Here is a 17,666-nt window from a genome sequence, read left to right as displayed (position 1 = left end):
CTCAGTGCCCCTTCTGATCTTTGTACATCGAGTATAGGAAGTACGCGATGAAGCAGAGCATGATCATAAACAGCACCACCGCGATGGCGGCACCATAGCCCATACGGAAGCCGTATTCGGACAGAGCGACCTCAAACATGTAGAAGCTGAGCACGCGGCTTTCGCCGAATGGCCCTCCATTGGTCATGATGGAAATCAGATCGAACGAGCGTAGCGCGCCGACGATGGTCACCACGAAGGCAATGAAGGTCGCAGGCTTGAGTTGTGGCACGATGACATACCACAGCATTTTCCAGCCCTTCGCGCCGTCCAGCCGAGCAGCCTCGACCTGCTCCGGATCGACGGCATTCAGGCCCGTCAGATACAGGATCATGCAATAGGCCGTCTGTGGCCAAAGGCCCGCAGCAATGATGCCGTAGGTCACATATGTCGGGTCACCTAGGACGTTAATTGGCCCAAGCCCGACTAAACCCAACACGGAATTGAGCAGCCCGAACGTGGGATCATAGAACCAGGTAAAGACAAGGCCGACGACCACTTGGCTAATGACGAAAGGGAAGAAAAACAGCGATTTATAAAGACGGATTCCCGTGACTGTTTGATTGAGAAACAGCGCGATGAAAAGCCCCGCGGGGATTGCCAGCAAATAGAGAACCAACCAGATCAGGTTGTTGCGCAGGGAGATATAGAAGGCCGGATCGTCCCAAAGTGCGCGGTAGTGATCCAAACCGACATACTCCTTTTCACCCAGACCGTCCCAAGCATAAACCGACAGGTTGAAGCTCTGGAGTATGGGGAAAACGACGTAGACGAGGAAAAACAGGATCGCGGGGAACAGGAACAGCCAAGGCGTGACTTTGATTTCGTTGCGCTTGTACCAAGATCGCCGTTGCTGCTCCGGCGTGGTTGGAGGGACTGCAGTAGTCGTCATGGGAACCTCGTTTCGCTAGGGCGCCAAAACACGACGGGCGCGGCTCGATCGGGTGATGCAGATGCGCAGAGATTTGGGGGCGGACGATCCGCCCGCCCCCAAATCGGCGTTACTTGTAAATACGCTCTGCGGCCTTGTCCAAACGGGCCAGTATCGCGTCCAAATTGTCAGGACGCACCATGAACTCCTGCAGACCCTCCATGCCGACTTTGGCCATTTCAGCCGGAGCGTCACGATCGAAAAACTGTGCGACGCCACCGGGCGAATTGGACGACAGCATAGCGAAGCCTTCTTTCAGGAACTTGTCGTCATCCACAGAAGACTTGGAGTTTACTGGAAGCTGGCCCAACGCGTCGCCCGCGTTGATCATGGTCTGGTTCTCGGCTGAGACCACAAACTTCAGGAATGCCTTGGCAGCTTCTTTATTCGAAGCACCTGACGGGATGTGGAAGGTGTCTGTTGGCGCATCTTCCGCCATTGCGACGCCTTCGGTGATCGCAGGAAACTGGTAGAAGTCCAACTGGTCATCGGTCAGGCCAGCGTCGCGCAGCGGAGCCACGGCGAAGTTGCCGATCAGGATCGCAGCGCTATCGCCCTGAGCTAGGAACGGCAGGGACTCCTGATAGCTGTAGGAGGTGTGGTTTTCGATGAACGCGCCCATGTCGAGCAGCGTGCGCCAGTTGGCGAAGGTCGCGCGAACCTCTTCGCTATCCCACTTCTTCTCGCCTGCGAGCAGGGCGGAGTGGAAGTCGTAGCCGTTGGTGCGCATGTTGAGGTAGTCAAACCAGCCGCCAGCGGTCCATAGGAACTTGGAGCCCAGAGTGTAGCAAGTGCGACCGGAATCGACGATCTTTTGGCAGTTCGCCAGCTCTTCCTCGAAGGTTGCAGGTTCGCTCAAGCCCAGCTCTTCGTAGATGTCTTTGCGGTAATAAACGCCCCATTGGTAGTAGGTGTACGGAACACCCCATTGCTTGCCATCGAGCGTCATCGCGCCCTTGGTGGAGGCCAGCTCTTCGCTCAGCTGCCCTTCCCAGACATCCGAGACATCTTCGAACAGACCTGCATCGACGTAAGGACGCATACGGTTGGCTGCGTACCAATTGGCAACATCCGGCGTGTTTGCCGTCAGAAAGTTGCGGATCTGGGTTTTATACGCTTCGCGGTCGATGATGGTCAGCTCGATGTTCAGATCGGGGTGCATTTCGCCGAAGCGCGCCGCCATGCCTTCCATCGTCGCTCGCGGCGCGGGGTTTGACATGTCGGAGAAAATCTTGAGATCGCCGGTCAATTGCTGAGCCGATGCACTGAACGTGCCGCCCGCCATGATGGCAGCCGTCGATAGCGCAGCAACTGACGCCTTATAAGTGAAACGCATGGTGTCCTCCCTTGGTGTTTCAAATAATGAAATGACAGTTTATATATTGAAACGAGACCACGAATCGACTAACTTTGTCAATAGAAGCTTCGCCGGCTGGAACCCATCGAAGCCGGGAGGAGAGACCAGAAATGCAAAGTGCGCAAACGGCCAGCGGAACCGTAAAGAAGGCGCTGTGCGTGCTGGATCAGGTCGCCTCGTTCGAACGGCCGGTACGGCTGAATGAACTCCTTGAAACGTCTCCCTATCCCAAGGGCACGCTCTACCGGATGCTGCAAACGCTCCGCTCCGAAGGGATGCTGACCTATGACGACGTGCTCCAGACCTATTCGCTGGGTATTCGTCTTGTGCGGCTGGCGCACGCGGCTTGGACACAATCGTCTCTGGCCCCTGTTGCGCGGCCCATTCTTGACGCGCTGAGCAAATCTATAGGCGAAACAATTCACCTGGCGCAGCTCGACAACGCGCAGGTGCTTTACGTCGACAAGCGAAACGCCCACCGCCCTGTCGAAATGTTCTCGCAAGCAGGTAAAGTCGGCCCCGCCTATTGCACAGGCGTAGGCAAGGCCATGCTGGCATTCTTACCGGACGGCGAATTGCAACGCGCGTTGGACCAGCAGTCCTACCACCGGTTCACACCGCACACACTGGCAAGCGTCGAGAAGCTGACCGAAGAGCTCACGAATATTCGGGCGCGCGGCTACGCCTTTGACCGCGAAGAACACGAACCGGGGATCATCTGCATTGCGATGCCCATTTTAACCCACAGCAAGCGGGTAATCGGGGCGATCTCGGTCACCAGCACAACTTCGCGCACGTCGCTAGACAAGTTGGAGGCCTTGGCCCCCAAGATGCGTCAGGCCGCCGACACGATAGCCGAAACAGCGGAGCATTGGCGCTTCCCTGTCGAACAGAAATCTAAAGAACCAATGGGGAGCTGAGATCATGTCAGGTGTAACGCTGAAAAACGTAATCAAGCGCTATGGCGACGTTCAGGTCATCCATGGGATCGACCTTGAAATCAACGATGGCGAGTTCTGCGTGTTTGTCGGCCCGTCCGGCTGTGGCAAGTCAACCTTGCTGCGTATGGTGGCGGGACTAGAGGAAACAACCGAAGGCGCGATTGGCATCGGCACACGGGACGTCACCGGCATGGATCCAGCGGAACGTGGCGTGGCCATGGTTTTCCAGACCTATGCGCTCTACCCGCACATGACGGTGCGTGACAACATGGGATTTGGGCTGAAAATGAACGGCCACCCCAAGGCAGAGATCGCGGAGAAAGTGGCAGAGGCGACCCGCATCCTGAAACTTGAAGACTATCTCAACCGCAAGCCCTCTGCGCTGTCGGGCGGTCAACGCCAACGGGTGTCCATCGGACGGGCCATTGTGCGCGGCCCCGAAGTTTTCTTGTTCGACGAGCCCCTCTCCAACCTTGATGCAGAGCTTCGAGTGGAGATGCGCGTGGAGATTGCGCGGCTTCACAAGGAAATCGGCGCGACGATGATCTATGTGACGCACGATCAAGTCGAAGCCATGACACTGGCAGACAAGATCGTTGTTCTGCGGGCGGGTCATATCGAACAGGTCGGCGCGCCACTTGATCTGTATCGCAACCCTGACAACAAGTTCGTGGCGGGTTTCATCGGCTCGCCCGCGATGAACTTCCTTGACGGCACTATCAAGCAAGGTGCCGTTGAAATTTCTGCACTTAATGGCAGCTTCAAGCTGCCGCTTAACACGCCTTCTGATGGCACCGAGGTGTCGTTCGGGATTAGGCCCGAGCATTTGGAAATCGACCCGAAAGGTGACACGCACATGGTCGACATGACGGAAGCCTTGGGTGGCGTGTCTTATGCGCATCTGCTCTCCGACACGGGTGAAAAGATCATCGTAGAAGAGCGCGGCGATGACCGCTCGCAAGAAGGCGCACGCGTCGGCCTCAAATTTCCGGTCGAACGCGCGATGCTCTTCGATCGCGCGAGCGAAGCGCGCATCAGGTAAACACCGACTTGGCGGAAACGCACAATGCCCGACGCATTGTCAGGCCAGACGTCTATCTTACTTATAAAGGGTGTTTGGTGGAGCCTAGCGGGATCGAACCGCTGACCTCCTGCATGCCATGCAGGCGCTCTCCCAGCTGAGCTAAGGCCCCAAACTGCAACCCTGCGGTTGCGAGGTGGTATCTAGAAGGGCGCGGGGATCAGTTCAAGAGAAAAATCCAACCGCGCCCCACTAATTAGCTATCGTCGTCGTCCGAGGCCACATCGGCCAGCTCGTCGAGGCTGACGGTGTCATCATCGTCGTCATCTTCAAGGATGTCGTCGCCCAGATCGGCGTCAACTTCTTCCTCGTCATCTTCCAAGATGACCTCATCTGCATCGTCTGCTTCGTTTTCTTTGTTCTGTGCATCAGGCTTGTCGGCCTGCATGGTCCGGGATTTGTTACCGGTCAGGCTTTCGAGCGTGAACTCGTGGGCGCAAGACGGGCAGGTCAACGGATCGTTCTGCAGGTCGTAAAACCGGGTAGAGCAGCTTGGGCAAACGCGTTTAACGCCCCATTCTTTCTTGGGCATAATCGTCCTCTTTCATCGGTGCAGCCAGTTGAGGCGCACATGCGGTTGAATATCAGAATTGCAGCCAGTTGCCACATGGGGAAAGGCGTGTCAAAGGCTTTCCCCCCATTGTTGCTTTCCATGGCTTATTGGCCGCGCTACCTTCGGACTTAAGCAGCAAAATGCAGGCACACAAGTCATGGCAGAAACGATTCAACTGGGAGAGCCCCCGATTGACGTCACGTTGAAGCACTCAGCGCAGGCGCGACGCATGTCGTTGCGGGTGTCGGGCGTGGATGGCCGCGTCTCCCTGACTCTGCCTCGCCGCGCGTCGTTGCGCGAAGCACAGGCCTTTCTGCGTGCGAAGGAAGACTGGATTCGCGGCCATCTGGACCGGCAGCCGGAGACCACATGGATTGCACCCGGTGCCGTGATTCCAGTTGAGGGCCGCCCCCGTCTGGTCGCCGAGACCCGCACACGTGCAGTGAAGCTGCTGGAGGACCACATTCTGGTGCCGCCGGGCAGTGACAAGGCTGGCGCGCGGGTGCGTGCACTGCTCAAGACCTTGGCTCGTGACAGGCTTGCCGAGGCCAGCGCACGCTATTCTACGCAGCTTGGACGCCCATTCGGCAAAATCACACTACGCGACACGCGGTCTAGGTGGGGATCATGCACCTCTGAGGGGAACCTGATGTATTCGTGGCGGCTGATTCTGGCTCCCGTAGAGGTGCTGGATTATGTCGCCGCACATGAGGTCGCCCATCTGGTCGAAATGAACCACAGCGCAGCGTTTTGGGGGAATGTGGAAAGTCTGATGCCCGAGTATAAAGCCCCGCGACACTGGCTGCGCACCCATGGCAGCGGATTGCATCGCTTTCAGTTTTAGAAAAGGGGCACCCAGCGCCACACTAAAACGCGCGCACAACCTCGCCTAAAGCTGCGGCTCACTGGGTAATTGACGCCGAGCGCCCCTCCCTCACTTGGGCAAAATAGCCCAGGTGATCGCTTTAGTGAGGGGGACAAATGCGATTACCCCCCTCACGATCTATCCGCCAGCCCATAAGGATGGTGTTTTGAACTCCCCCAAACGCGCCTTGAGTTGGACGTTCTTGACCGGATTGTCGAACTCGTAGGTCTGCGGCGCCAAGCCGGACATCGGATCCGATCCATCTGCAAGTGCGCGCACGATTTGGCGTGCGACTTGCGGCGCGGCACCGCTCGTCCCGATCAGGATGGACCGCGCCCCCGAATACACGCCCTGAGCGACTGTTCCGGGAAGGACCGGGCTGCGGTCCGACACCGCACAGATATCCACATGCTGGCCCCATGTCACTGGAACGGGCCCGTCTGTGTTCAACAGCCCACCCGCCGATGAGTAAGGCGCAGGCTGGTCGGTGCTTTGCACATAGCCCGCAACCCGCGTGACCAGATCAGCGTTCGCCACCCCATTCATGCTGCCAAAGCCGCGCACGAGGCTCAGCGGTTGCTTGTACTCCGGCAAGGCCGGCTTGTGCGTGGGTCCTTGGTTCGGATCGACAAGATAGCTTTGCCGCCCACCGGTTCTCAGTTCAGACGGGTCGTCGTCGCGTTGCGCCCAGATGTTCACGTAGCTGCCTTCGGGAAGCCGTTCAGCGGAGGCCGTACGCTTCAGTGTCAGCGTCCAACGCCCCGACGGTGCCCAGCGTGCAGGGTCATCATTGGGCATGGGAAGGGGCATGCTTGGTGCCAAGGCGACCATAGCCCGCCACCGCGTTCCACGGTTTTTGTCGACAGACATTTGCCCCACCACCGCGCCGCCCATGCGGAGGTTCGCAAAATTTCGCGGATCTCCACGTGGGAAGCGCGGGGCACCCCGCAAAGCCAGGGAAGGCGCGGCATCAAATGTGATACCACGTGGCGGGGTAACCTCGAATGTGTAGCCTTCAGGGTCGAGCCCTTCGGGCAGCCACATTTCTACGTAGCTGGACGTGCGGTCGTCGGGTTGCACCTGCCAGCCTATGCTGAATTCATCGTCCACGAATTCGCTCTCTTGGAAATTCGCGTGCATTTTGTCGAGATAGGTATTGCCGCTGGGCATGACCAAATAGGTCGGAGCAAGGGCGCGGCGCGACTCCAGCAGTTCCTGCATCGCGGTGTCCATTTCGGACTCGCCGTCATGGCGCCCGCCGGACCACCCGTAAGAGAAGTTGATGACCAAGGGTAACTCGTCCAGACCGTGCGACGCGGCGATGCGTTTGGCACGCTCGAACACGTAATGGAGGGCCGAGAGCATATACATCTCTTTGCCGAAGCCCGACGTGTCCCACGCGATGGTGTTGGGTAACTGGACGGCAATGATCTCGATGTCGTCTTGAGACGGCTCTTCGGCCCGCCCCAGTGTCTGCCCCGCGGCCATGGACATGATATGCGCGCCGTGTGTGGTTTCGCGCAGCAGATAGGTGCCCATTTCCGGCAGGTCCGCATCAATTGCACCAGCGGCAGTGTAAATCGCGCGTTCGTCGCGACCATGCGTTGCACGTAAACCGTCGATCTGTCCGTTGCTGAGTTCACGCCCGAACGGCACTGCGCCCGGCCCGGGACTGCGTGCGGATTGCAGCCAGCAATTGCTGACCCGCGTTTTGCCCGCGCTGTTTAGATAGGTGCGGTTGGCAAACGGGATGCCGTCATCAATGACTGCGATAATCGCCTTGGGTGCTTCCGTCTGCGGGACATATCCTTCCACCGCGCGCGTGGCGTCATAGTCTTGTGTCCAAGACTTCGGATTGATCGGAAAATTGATCCGGTAGCGGGCCCGAGACGGACGGCCCGTGTCCGCGTCCAGCGCTTCGGTGAATTGATCAAGAAGCTCTAATAACAAATCGATCCAATCACCGATGCTGTCCGGCGTCGGGTCTTCTTCCGCGATCGGGTCATAAAAGCAGAACGGGCGCACGCTGAGGCCTTGCCCGTTGTTCCACAAAGGCGGGTAGCGGACATCTACACGCTCCACCTGAGCGCCTGGTTCGGCAGTGAATTTGACTGTGGACACGTTCGGCAGGGGCGCGGGGCTGTCCATCAGCGCCGCAAAGTAGCGTGAGCTCCAGTTCCGTATTGCTGGAAAGCTGAAGGGGCGGCCCAAGTTTTGGCCGAAGACCCATCGCTCGTAGGGGCCCGTGTATTGCCAGACGCGTTGTGGCATCAGGCGATTGCCCCGTTCTGGGCCGTGTGCGCCTCTTGCAGGGCTTTATGCCAGAGCCACCCGAACAGGTCGGACGGAGTGGACTGAACGCCTGAACCAATCTGAACGCCGTAGTCGGTTGGCACGGTTTCACCCGCAATGAGAGCCTCGAAATCGTGGCCGAAAAAGTCTGTGTTCTGCGGGGTGTAGGTAATCGACTTGGCGTCTTGAGTGGCACTACAGCGACCTAGGATAGCCCCGCCGATCGCTTGGCCGAGCGACGCGCCAGCCCAAGTATCCATCGGATAGTGAACGCCCGCGACCGTACGGTTTACCGCGATGCGGTTGGCAAGTTGTTTGACCAATGCACGGCGATCGGTGCTGTCTGCAAAGCTTTGCCATGCGTCCATCAACCCAAGCATCACGGTAGCGACGCCGTAGGCTTCGGTCGCATGAGCAGACGGGAAGCTGCCGTGGCCGGGTGTAGCGATCATTGGCAAGATACGCGTGTCCACCTGGTCGGGACGCCGGATGGCCAGCGCGTATTTCGCCATCATCGCCAGATGAGCGCACATCAGCTGCGTCACAGTGATCAGCTCCAGCGTGTAGCGGTTATGTGCGGGATGCAGCGCCAAGATCATGGCGAAATACTCTGTCGGGAAACCCAGCTGGCTGGTGATTTCCGCCGCGCGGTCGGCCCGTAGGTCGGCATAGTCGCGCACGAACTTTGCTTGTTCCGACAGCAAAGAAGCTGACGGGCGATTGATGGAGACGAGGTTCTGCCCTTCAAAGCTCAGGGACACCTGATCGCCCACCACTGCGCTGCCGATGTCTTTCACGAAGTCGGTCAGATAGAGGGAGCCGCGCACCCAATCTGCCGAGCGTGCCAAGTTCGCGGTGGAGTTTTCTGGCAATTGCGTTGGAACCGGTGCCGGTCCTTCGCTGGTGACATGTTCAATGCCTTCGGCTGTGGTCTGCAAGCCGACAGTCAACGCCTGATCGTAGGCCCCAACGGCCCCTGCCCCGAGGAAGCCGCCAAGGCCGGACCCACCGATCCCGCCGATGCCGCCAATTCCCCCGATGCCACCAATACCACCGATCCCGCCGATGCCACCAATGCCTCCGATGCCGCCAATGCCACCGTATCTCGCCATAGTCGTTCTGCCTTATGTTTAAGGTACGCCAGCGGCTTTCAAAGCCGTCACCGCACGTTGCCCAAGCGCGCGACCAGAAGAAGGGTGCGCCTTGGCGTAATCGTTAAGCCGGAAACCAGGTTGCCGGCGCATCAGGTCTGTTGCCGCCGTGCGCGCTTCGTCGCCGCGGTCGAGGAAATGCAGCGCTATGATCTTTGCGCGAAGGGTCGAAAGATGCCTGTCATTGAACGCCAGCGACTTGTCAGCAAGCTCAAGCGCACGCTCGTAATTTTCCGCGGCAAGATAGGCGGTGCTGGACAGGCTGTCATAATAGTAACCGAACGGGTCGATCGGTGAGAGGCCGCGCGCCTGCTCGGCGGCGGCGATGGCGTCTTTGCCTTCGTCCTGAAACGCCAGCAACGCCCCGCGCAACAGCCATGACAGGCTTTCATTCGGGTTGATATCAATGGCGGTGTCATAGCGCTGGCTGGCGACATCCATGCGCTGCATCAGGTTGTTGTGTGCAAAGCCGTCAATCACGAGTGAGAAAGAGCTGTCCGGATTGATGTCGAGGGCCCGAGACGACGCGTCCAGCGCTTTCTGGGTGTCGCCCTGCTTGTCGGTCGTCCATCCGTTGAACACGCTCAGCACATACCATTTGGCCAGCCACGCATGGGTTTCTGCAACCATCGGCGCGCGCGAAACGGCTTCCTCCAGCAGTGTGCGCGACTTGGCGAAATCGCGGAAAGTCGGGCGGTGCATGAGGGACACTCCGCCAATGACAAGATGGTGGTCCTCCAGCTCTGGCAAAGGTCGGTCGTTGACATAAGCAATCGCCTCGTCCGCGATGGAGCGGCCGATGGCCCGCACGACGCCATCCAGACCGGTGGTTAGCTGCTCCCAGAAATTCGACTGGGGCCCCGCAATCTGGCGCGTCCACAAGATGCTGCCATCGCGCGCGTCCACGAAATCCATGTCGACGATAATGCGCCCCCCCATATCGCGGATGGAGCCTGTTACGAAATAGTCGACATCCAGTTCGCGTCGCACATCAAGCGTATCTGTCGTGCGTGCGGCAAGGGCCCGGCTAGATAGATGCGAGATAACCGACAGTAGGTTGGAGCGGGACAGGGAACGGCACACCTCTTCGGCCAGCCAGTCTCCGAGAACATTCAAATCTTCACCGCCCATAACCCGCTGGAACGGCAAAGCCGTGATACGCGGCAAGGGACGCCCCAGCTCTGTGCGGGGGGTGGTGCGGTAGAGGGCGGCGATCTGCGACTCGTCGGCGCGCATGGATGCGACCCATTCTTCGAACCCACGGTCGCGAATGCCGATACCTTCCATAAAAGCACCCGCCCCCGGCGCGCCGAGGAAGTTTATCAGCGACAGGTCGAGTTCGACGTCGCTGTTCGTACATTTTATAAACCGGTCAAAATCGGCACCCAGAAGACTGCGCAGATCGGACAAGGCGCGCCTGAGGTTTTGGCGTCCGCCATCATAGCAGGAAGAGCCCCAAAGGGTGCGCTGAAGGTAAGATCTCGTGCGACGACCGAGCGGTGCCGTTGCCAGCAGCGCAAACAACGCACGATGCTTGGCGCCGTTAACTTCGACGCCTTCTGGACCGTCCACGCGCACGACGCAGGAACCGAACAAAGATATGTTAAGTTTTTTAATGGCCACGATAAGCTCACTGCCTTCCCTAAGGGTAAGACTAACAAGGTTAAGCTAAGTTCACCAAGACCTTCACACTTTTTTCACATGTGGCTTGTCAGATCGGTTGATAGTTTGACTCAGGAACATTGATGATCACCGGAGCCACGCATGATGCCGCTTAAAAAGGGGCCAGAACCAATTACTGACCTGCTGGATTTTTACGACCGCTGGCCGTCCTTGCGCGGATCGATGACCGCTTTGAGCGAAGACGATTCTTTGAGTGAAGACGAACGCGAAACGCTGTCTTGGCTAATCTTGCTGGCAGACCGCGTCGGCCCTGCTGACTTGCGCGACTAACCTAACTCCCTTGCTGGACATTCGTGCGCGAGCTAAGGCTCGGTCATGTCAATTTCACTTCTCCGCACCTTAATCGCAGTTGCAGATAGCGGCAGCTTTGTCGCGGCGTCCGGTCGCGTGCATGTCTCCCAAGCCGCAGTCGGCCAGCAAATGCGCCGTTTGGAGGATGTTTTGGGGGTGGCGCTGTTTGACCGACACGCCAAGCCCCCGACCCTCACGCCGCTTGCCCTGTCCCTGATCCCGAAAGCACGAGAAGTGGTTGCTTCCTATGACGGGCTACTTTCAGACGCTGGTGGCGAGAGTTCACTCTCTGGAACCCTGACACTTGGCGCTGTTCCGTCCAGTTTGCACGGGCTGGTGCCTATGGCGCTAAAGCGGTTGATGCTGAGCACGCCGCAACTTCAAGTGCGCGTCGTTCCGGGATTGTCGACCGATCTTGTCGAGATGGTCGAGCGCGGCGCGGTGGATGCGGTGATCACCTCTGCCCTTACCATCCCGTCGCCCAGTTTGCGCACATATCATATAGCCCATGAGCCTCTGGTGCTGATCGCAGCACCGGACGCCCCGGACGGGACTCCCGAAGACCTGTTGTGCAGCTTGCCGTATATCCGCCATGCACGGCGCTCGGCGGCAGGGCAAATTGCCGAAGATTGGCTGGTTCGCAATCGGATCAACGTCCAAAGCAGCATGGAGTTGGAATCACTTGAGACCGTCGCGAGCGTCGTCGCCCACGGGCTAGGGATTTCAGTGGTCCCGCATATCTGTGTGCCCGACCCTGTTTTTGCAGGGCTGCGGCGTATGCCTCTGGACGCCGAAGGCCGTGACTTGAGCCTGCTCACACGCGCGGATTGCCCCAAGGCGCCGCTAATTGAACGGCTAGTGCAGGAAATTCTTGAGGCCGTCCGCTCATATAAAGAAACGCTTCAGAAAAACTAAAGTCGTTATGATTTGACGACAGTGGGTCTTTAGGTCAAATCCGTGTCAGACAGGATAAATGGGAGCCGACACATGTCAGTCGACAACGTCATCATCGACGGCTTTGTGAATAACAAAGTCGAGTTTATCACCACTGTGCCCTGCAAGCAGTTGGGCGGCGTCATCGACGCAGCGGAAAAGCACCCCGACATCTATCACATCCCGTCCAATAAAGAGGACGAGGGCATGGGCCTGTGTGCGGGTGCCTTTATGGGTGGCAAGCGCTCGGCAATCATCATGCAAAACACCGCCATCGGGGTGACAATCAACACGCTGGTGACTCTGACCCAGTATTACCGTATGCCATTGCCGATGCTGATTTCCTATCGCGGCGAGTTGGGAGAGCCTGTAGCGTGTCAGGCAGAGATGGCCGTTCACACAAAGGCCCTTTTGGCACAGCTCAACATTCCAACCTACCACTTCCACCGCCAGTCCGATGTGGAAGAGTTCGACAAAATCCTGAAATACACCTTCATGTGCAACAAACCGGTCGCGATCCTGACGGATGCGTCCTTCTGGGGAGGCTACTAATATGATCCGTTCCGACATCATCAAAGAGCTGGCCTCGACCATCAAAGACACGCTGACCATCTGCAACATCGGGCTTCCGAGCCAAGAGATGCACATGATCGACGACCAACCATCCAACTTTTACATGCTAGGGACTATGGGCTTGGCGTCCTCCATCGGCCTCGGGCTGGCCTTGGCGCAGAAATCCAAAGTTCTGGTTATCGACGGCGACGGCTCGGTGCTGACCAACTTGGGCACATTGCCCACTATCGCCAACAACGTGGCAGATAACTATGTGCTGCTGATCATCGACAACGGCTCATACGGTTCTACCGGCGACCAGCCGACATATGCTGGCAAGAAGACCTCTTTGACGGCCGTGGCGCAAGCTTGCGGCTGCGAGAATGTAATCGAGTGCAAGGCCGAGGACACCGTGCAGGTCGTCAAGGATGCGCTGGCGGGCGACAAAATGACTGTGATCGTCTCCAAATGCGAAAGCGGCAACATCAAAGTTCCGGTGATCACGATGGATCCAGTTGTGATCCGCGACCGCTTTATGAAAACGGTTGCCGCCCAGAACGCCTGATCAAAGTTCTTCGACATGTTCAGGGCCGTAGCGGAACTATCCGCTGCGGCCTTTTCCGTTCTACGTCAGGAAAACTCCTCGAACGCCTTCAGCGCCTTGGCGGAGTAGGCGTAAGACGGCCCGCCGCCCATATATGTGGCCATGGCCAACGCCTCGACCAGTTCCTCGCGCGAGATGCCCAAACGGATCAACGATTTGACATGAAAGCCGATGCAGCTGTCACACCGCGTGGCAATAGCGATGCCAAGCGCCATAATCTCTTTGGTCTTTTCATCCAGCGCGCCGGTCTTCTTGGCGAAGGTCCCCATGGTATTGAAGGCCTTTGCGGTTTCCGGAATCTCTTTGGCCAAAACCGCGATATTCTCGTTCGTTTCGTCCATAAACTTCGTCCAGTCCATCTCACTCATCCTCTCTCGTCCGATCCCATTCTACGCTCCAACCACCGGACACCAGCGCTGATGACAAGCACCAGGACAAGGTATTCGACGATCAAGAGTGAGTAAATTTCCAGTGGTCTGTATTCTGTCACAACCAGTTCATTGGCGCGGCGGGTTAGTTCTTGCATTCCGATCACACTGGCAAACGCAGACATTTTCACGATGTAGATGAACTGGTTCGCCAGAGGCGGCAAAATGCGCCGGATCGCCTGAGGCAGGATCACATAGCGCATAGTTTGTACATAGTTGAGGCCGATGGTTTTAGCGGCTTCGGCCTGCCCCTTGGCGATACTTTGTATGCCTGCGCGGTAAATCTCTGCAGTGAAAGCACTGTCGGAAATGGCTAAGGTAATGATCGCCCCCCAGAACGGATCAATCTGGATGCTGAGGCCCATGGATTTGAACACGATCGGCAAGCCGTAAAAGACCCAGAACAGCATTGGCAGTAACGGGATTGCGCGTATGAGTTCCACATAAATCCGGTTGATTGCGCGGATACCGCGCCGTTCGGAAAGGCCGGGTAACGCCACGAGCAAGCCCAGCACAATCGAGATCGATGCTGCGATAACCGAGAGCAGTATCGTCGCCCCCATGCCGTTCACCAGAAACTTGATGTTGGTCCAGCCTGAAGGGGTCATCGGGTTGACGACATACCACCCCCAAATGTCGGAGGAGCCGCAGCCGGTCAGCACCAAGAGCGCTGCGAGGGAAAACATGACCCGCATATCAGTGATGCAGTATCTGTTTTAGGAACGCTTGTGTGCGCTTGGATTTCGGAGCCTTGAAGAAATCTTCAGGCGTGCCGGTCTCTACGATCTCGCCTTGGTCCATAAAGACCATCTGGTCTGCGACTTTGCGCGCGAAGCCCATCTCGTGGGTGACGACGACCATGGTCATCCCCTCCTCTGCGAGCTCCACGATCACATCCAGAACTTCGGAGATCATTTCCGGATCAAGCGCCGAAGTGGGCTCGTCAAACAACATCACCTTCGGCTCCATACACAGGCTGCGCGCAATCGCCACGCGTTGTTGCTGGCCGCCGGAAAGCTGGCTTGGTCGCTTATGCGCCTGCTCGGGGATACGGACACGTTCGAGATATTTCATCGCCCGTGCTTCCGCATCTGCCCGTGACAGGCCGCGCGCCTTCATTGGACCCAGCACAAGGTTTTCCATGACGCTCAGATGGGGGAAAAGGTTGAACTGCTGGAACACCATTCCCACCTCGGACCGAATGGCCTCCAACGCTGCGGCGCTGCCATCTTGGACGACACCGCCGATCTTGATCACGCCTTTTTGATGCGCTTCAAGCCGGTTGATGCAGCGCACGACCGTGGATTTTCCAGACCCAGACGGCCCGCAAATCACGACCCGGTCACCCGGCTTCACGTTAAGATTAATACCTTTGAGAACCTGAAAGTCGCCAAACCACTTGTCCACATCGATCATTTCGATCGCGTTTTGTGTCACACTCGCGCCCTTCCGGCCTTGCCATGTATCACCTTGAGGTTATGTGGCAAGTGACCGAAACTTCAAGTCACGATCACCCGTGACCTTGCACGCTCAAAGACAAGGTCACTGTCCAACACCGGAGAACATCCCTGATATGAAACAATTTGCAAACGCCCTAGCGGCGCTGGCCTTTGGCGCCGTGATGACCACTGCCGCCGTGGCCCAATCGGCCCTGAATGAAATCCTCGATGGCGGTGTCATGAAAGTCGGCACAACTGGCGACTGGAATCCGATGTCGGTCCGCGACCCCGCCACCAACAGCTACAAAGGCTATGACATCGACATTATGACCGAGCTGGCCAAAGATCTTGGCGTCGAGGTCGAGTTCGTTCCGACGGACTGGAAAACATTGGTGAATGGCGTGACCGCTGGCAGCTATCACATGACCGGCTCCGCCTCAATTTCGCCTGCTCGGATGAAGGTTGCGGGCTTTTCCGACAGCTACATCGCGGTTGAAATCTTCCCATTCACCCTGAAGGAAAACGCCGACAAGTTTGACGGCTATGACAGTATTAACAAGCCTGAAGTCACCGTTGCCACAACCCTTGGCACCACGTTCGAGAGCTTGGCCAAGGAGTGGTTCCCGAACGCAACGATCAAGGTCGTGGAAGCGCCTGCCCGAGGCTACCAAGAAGTTATCGCGGGCCGCGCGGATGTGTTCATCACGTCCAACATCGAAGGCTCCACGCTGGATGACAAATTCCCGATCATGCGCGTGAACGGCGCGGAGCCACGCGCGCCATCACCGATCGCGATGCTTCTGCCGCAGTCGGATCAAGTCTGGATCAATTACGTCAACAACTGGATCAAAGTGAAAAAAGCTGGCGGTTTCTTTGACGTTACGGCGGAGAAATGGGGCCTTTAAGCCTCACTGTTCATGCTTTGTGATTTGCCCGCCTTGTGCCAGACTCAGGGCGGGCTTTTTGTATCACCAGGGAGGATGTCATCATGAAACGCTGGCTCGTCAGATTGATCACCCACGGGATCGCGGGGGGGATCGGCTTTGCCTTGGGCATCTACGCCCTGCCAATCCTGACGGCCCCGCCCTCCCCCGATGCGGCGATGCTTGAGGCGCGGGCAGAAACTGCGTTGTATTCTGCGGCATTTGTTCGCGACCTGCGCGGGAGTGATTTTTTGCACTGGGGCGAGGGGATCGTATCAGTCACCGACAACCAGATCATCCACGAAGGCAAGCTGGCCCCCGGTCCCGACTACAAGCTGTATCTGACAACAGAATTCGTCGAACATGAGGATGAGTTTAATCCGATCAAAGTTGACGCTGCCCTCATCGGCGATGTGAAAACCTTTGGTGGCTTTCTGCTGGATATTCCGCAGGGCGTCGATCCTTCCGCGTATACGACGGTCGTCGTGTGGTGCGAAACCTTCGGCGAGTTTATCACTTCCGCAAAGTACCGCTGACGATTTCGCCCATTCGTTCAGACCGTCGGAAAGGCCTGGCTGAAGATGTCTTCTGCGCGCTCCAAAGCGCCTTCCAAAAAGCCGCCCTGCGTGGCGGCGACTTCGGATGAGCCAAAAAAAAACGCTCCATCCCAAAGCCCATTCAAGGCGGGCGGGCATCCGTAGCGAGGATGTGGCCCGTTGAAATCCCAATCGGGCCGCGTTGCGGTGAATGGTTCTTGTGCCCAGTCTTTAAGGATCAGCGTTTCTGGCGTCGCGGCTTTGGGGCCAAACAGGCGTTCAAGCTGGGCCAAGCCAGCGGCACGCAAAACATCTGACTGCCCTTCGCGTTGCGGTGCGGAGACACCTAGAAACCCGAAGAGTGCGCCTTTGCCGCTCACTGGGTCAGAGGCATCGTGGATTTCCACCATCGGGCCTGCGCGGCTTACCGCGTCGCCGGACAACCCATCCGAGCGCCAAAACGGCGTCGGGTAGATCGCCACAAGTTTCGCCTGTCCCGCCATCCAGCCGGGGATGTCGCCCAACGGTTGCCGCACCGCGACAGGAAGCGCTGGTGAGAACACTAGCCCCGCAGCTAGACGCGGTGGCATTGCTAGCACGACATGCCGCGCCTCGTAGTCGACGCCATCGCGCGTTGTTAGGATCACATTGTCACTTCGCGTGATCGTTTGCACCGGCGTGTCCAAGCTCAATGAGGACGCCTCAAGCCGAGCTACCAGCGCGTTGATCAAAACCGACATACCCCCAGCGATGCGATACGTTCCCGCCATGGACGCAAAGCCCTGTCCGCGCTGAATTGCGGAATGGTCTTCAAACAGGGCATCTCCGCTGCTCCACTGCTCGAACACCTCGACACCCAGTTTGCGCGTCAAAGCCGCCATCCGATGATGTCCGGGCCAGAACCAAGATGGGCCAAGATCCACTCCTTCAAAGCCGTCAACACGGCCACCGAAACGGCCCCGCGCCTCGAATAGATGATAGCTGAGCCCACGCGACTGGGCGAGGCGGGCCAATTCCAAGCCGGACAGGCCGCCACCTACGATAGCAAGATCAAGGGTCATTGGGCG

General features: G+C 57.9%; 19 protein-coding genes and 1 tRNA gene. 9 read left to right on the top strand and 11 right to left on the bottom strand.

All coding sequences use genetic code 11. The features are described 5' to 3' along the window. Position 1 precedes the first annotated feature (1 nt). Together BM352_RS06535 and BM352_RS06530 are read right to left on the bottom strand one after the other, a co-directional pair. On the bottom strand, positions 2 to 931 hold the full coding sequence (locus BM352_RS06535) for a carbohydrate ABC transporter permease (RefSeq protein WP_090214040.1): 930 nt from the start codon (positions 929 to 931) through the stop codon (positions 2 to 4). A 109-nt stretch (positions 932 to 1,040) separates the two neighbouring features. Further along, the gene (locus BM352_RS06530) at positions 1,041 to 2,306 is read right to left on the bottom strand and encodes an ABC transporter substrate-binding protein (RefSeq protein ID WP_090214038.1); all 1,266 of its coding nucleotides are present in this window, start codon (positions 2,304 to 2,306) and stop codon (positions 1,041 to 1,043) included. A gap of 131 nt (positions 2,307 to 2,437) precedes the next feature. Between BM352_RS06530 and BM352_RS06525 the strand changes: the two genes are divergently transcribed. Further along, positions 2,438 to 3,247 carry an IclR family transcriptional regulator gene (locus tag BM352_RS06525; protein WP_090214035.1) on the top strand — a complete coding sequence of 270 codons (810 nt, stop codon included), beginning with the start codon at positions 2,438 to 2,440 and terminating at the stop codon, positions 3,245 to 3,247. 4 nt (positions 3,248 to 3,251) lie between these two features. After that, on the top strand, positions 3,252 to 4,310 hold the full coding sequence (locus BM352_RS06520; RefSeq protein ID WP_090214032.1) for an ABC transporter ATP-binding protein: 1,059 nt from the start codon (positions 3,252 to 3,254) through the stop codon (positions 4,308 to 4,310). 75 nt (positions 4,311 to 4,385) lie between these two features. On the opposite strand, the gene BM352_RS06515 is transcribed toward BM352_RS06520, so the two are convergent. Both BM352_RS06515 and BM352_RS06510 read right to left on the bottom strand, forming a co-directional pair. Continuing rightward, positions 4,386 to 4,461: transfer RNA gene (locus BM352_RS06515), tRNA-Ala, on the bottom strand. Between the two features lie 84 nt (positions 4,462 to 4,545). Further along, entirely contained in the window at positions 4,546 to 4,881 is a 336-nt protein-coding gene (locus BM352_RS06510) for a TIGR02300 family protein (RefSeq protein ID WP_090214029.1), read from the bottom strand. Positions 4,882 to 5,059: 178 nt separating this feature from the next. On the opposite strand from BM352_RS06510, the gene BM352_RS06505 reads away from it, so the two are divergent. Beyond that, the gene (locus BM352_RS06505; RefSeq protein ID WP_090214026.1) at positions 5,060 to 5,746 is read left to right on the top strand and encodes a M48 family metallopeptidase; all 687 of its coding nucleotides are present in this window, start codon (positions 5,060 to 5,062) and stop codon (positions 5,744 to 5,746) included. 159 nt (positions 5,747 to 5,905) lie between these two features. Here BM352_RS06505 and BM352_RS06500 read toward each other — a convergent pair whose 3' ends face one another. From BM352_RS06500 to BM352_RS06490, 3 genes are read right to left on the bottom strand one after another with little or no spacing between them, the layout of a single operon-like run. Further along, positions 5,906 to 8,038 carry a S8/S53 family peptidase gene (locus tag BM352_RS06500; RefSeq protein WP_090214023.1) on the bottom strand — a complete coding sequence of 711 codons (2,133 nt, stop codon included), beginning with the start codon at positions 8,036 to 8,038 and terminating at the stop codon, positions 5,906 to 5,908. After that, positions 8,038 to 9,171 (bottom strand): phosphatase PAP2 family protein, encoded by a 1,134-nt coding sequence (locus BM352_RS06495; RefSeq protein ID WP_139229800.1) that lies wholly within the window; start codon positions 9,169 to 9,171, stop codon positions 8,038 to 8,040. Before BM352_RS06495 ends, BM352_RS06500 begins: the two co-directional genes overlap by 1 nt. Positions 9,172 to 9,189: 18 nt before the next feature. Then, complete coding sequence (locus BM352_RS06490; protein WP_090214018.1) at positions 9,190 to 10,833, bottom strand: hypothetical protein; 1,644 nt, start codon at positions 10,831 to 10,833, stop codon at positions 9,190 to 9,192. Positions 10,834 to 10,974: 141 nt separating this feature from the next. Here BM352_RS06490 and BM352_RS06485 point away from each other — a divergent pair, with 141 nt between their 5' ends. The 4 genes from BM352_RS06485 (at position 10,975) to comE (ending at position 13,234) form a co-directional block, all read left to right on the top strand. Then, positions 10,975 to 11,163, top strand: a complete 189-nt coding sequence (locus tag BM352_RS06485; RefSeq protein ID WP_090214016.1) for a hypothetical protein — start codon at positions 10,975 to 10,977, stop codon at positions 11,161 to 11,163. A 45-nt stretch (positions 11,164 to 11,208) separates the two neighbouring features. Next, positions 11,209 to 12,099 (top strand): LysR family transcriptional regulator, encoded by an 891-nt coding sequence (locus tag BM352_RS06480; RefSeq protein WP_090214014.1) that lies wholly within the window; start codon positions 11,209 to 11,211, stop codon positions 12,097 to 12,099. A 72-nt stretch (positions 12,100 to 12,171) separates the two neighbouring features. Further along, positions 12,172 to 12,669, top strand: coding sequence for a thiamine pyrophosphate-binding protein (locus BM352_RS06475; protein WP_090214012.1), 498 nt, complete (start codon positions 12,172 to 12,174; stop codon positions 12,667 to 12,669). 1 nt (position 12,670) lies between these two features. Beyond that, positions 12,671 to 13,234 carry a sulfopyruvate decarboxylase subunit beta gene (gene comE / locus BM352_RS06470; protein ID WP_090214010.1) on the top strand — a complete coding sequence of 188 codons (564 nt, stop codon included), beginning with the start codon at positions 12,671 to 12,673 and terminating at the stop codon, positions 13,232 to 13,234. 65 nt (positions 13,235 to 13,299) lie between these two features. On the opposite strand, the gene BM352_RS06465 is transcribed toward comE, so the two are convergent. The 3 genes from BM352_RS06465 to BM352_RS06455 are packed head-to-tail and all read right to left on the bottom strand — an operon-like array spanning position 13,300 to position 15,138. Continuing rightward, complete coding sequence (locus tag BM352_RS06465; protein ID WP_090214007.1) at positions 13,300 to 13,632, bottom strand: carboxymuconolactone decarboxylase family protein; 333 nt, start codon at positions 13,630 to 13,632, stop codon at positions 13,300 to 13,302. Positions 13,633 to 13,637: 5 nt separating this feature from the next. Then, positions 13,638 to 14,387 carry an amino acid ABC transporter permease gene (locus tag BM352_RS06460; RefSeq protein WP_425434510.1) on the bottom strand — a complete coding sequence of 250 codons (750 nt, stop codon included), beginning with the start codon at positions 14,385 to 14,387 and terminating at the stop codon, positions 13,638 to 13,640. A gap of 10 nt (positions 14,388 to 14,397) precedes the next feature. Next, complete coding sequence (locus BM352_RS06455; protein WP_281245107.1) at positions 14,398 to 15,138, bottom strand: amino acid ABC transporter ATP-binding protein; 741 nt, start codon at positions 15,136 to 15,138, stop codon at positions 14,398 to 14,400. A 136-nt stretch (positions 15,139 to 15,274) separates the two neighbouring features. Between BM352_RS06455 and BM352_RS06450 the strand changes: the two genes are divergently transcribed. Continuing rightward, positions 15,275 to 16,045, top strand: coding sequence for a transporter substrate-binding domain-containing protein (locus tag BM352_RS06450; protein WP_090214002.1), 771 nt, complete (start codon positions 15,275 to 15,277; stop codon positions 16,043 to 16,045). 83 nt (positions 16,046 to 16,128) lie between these two features. Beyond that, entirely contained in the window at positions 16,129 to 16,599 is a 471-nt protein-coding gene (locus BM352_RS06445) for a DM13 domain-containing protein (protein WP_090214000.1), read from the top strand. A gap of 17 nt (positions 16,600 to 16,616) precedes the next feature. On the opposite strand, the gene BM352_RS06440 is transcribed toward BM352_RS06445, so the two are convergent. After that, entirely contained in the window at positions 16,617 to 17,660 is a 1,044-nt protein-coding gene (locus tag BM352_RS06440; protein ID WP_090213998.1) for a flavin monoamine oxidase family protein, read from the bottom strand. Between the last annotated feature and the right edge of the window lie 6 nt (positions 17,661 to 17,666).

The sequence above is a fragment of the Litoreibacter janthinus genome, from assembly GCF_900111945.1.
GTDB classification, from domain to species: Bacteria; Pseudomonadota; Alphaproteobacteria; order Rhodobacterales; family Rhodobacteraceae; genus Litoreibacter; species Litoreibacter janthinus.
This window is presented reverse-complemented; position numbering and strand designations above follow the sequence as displayed.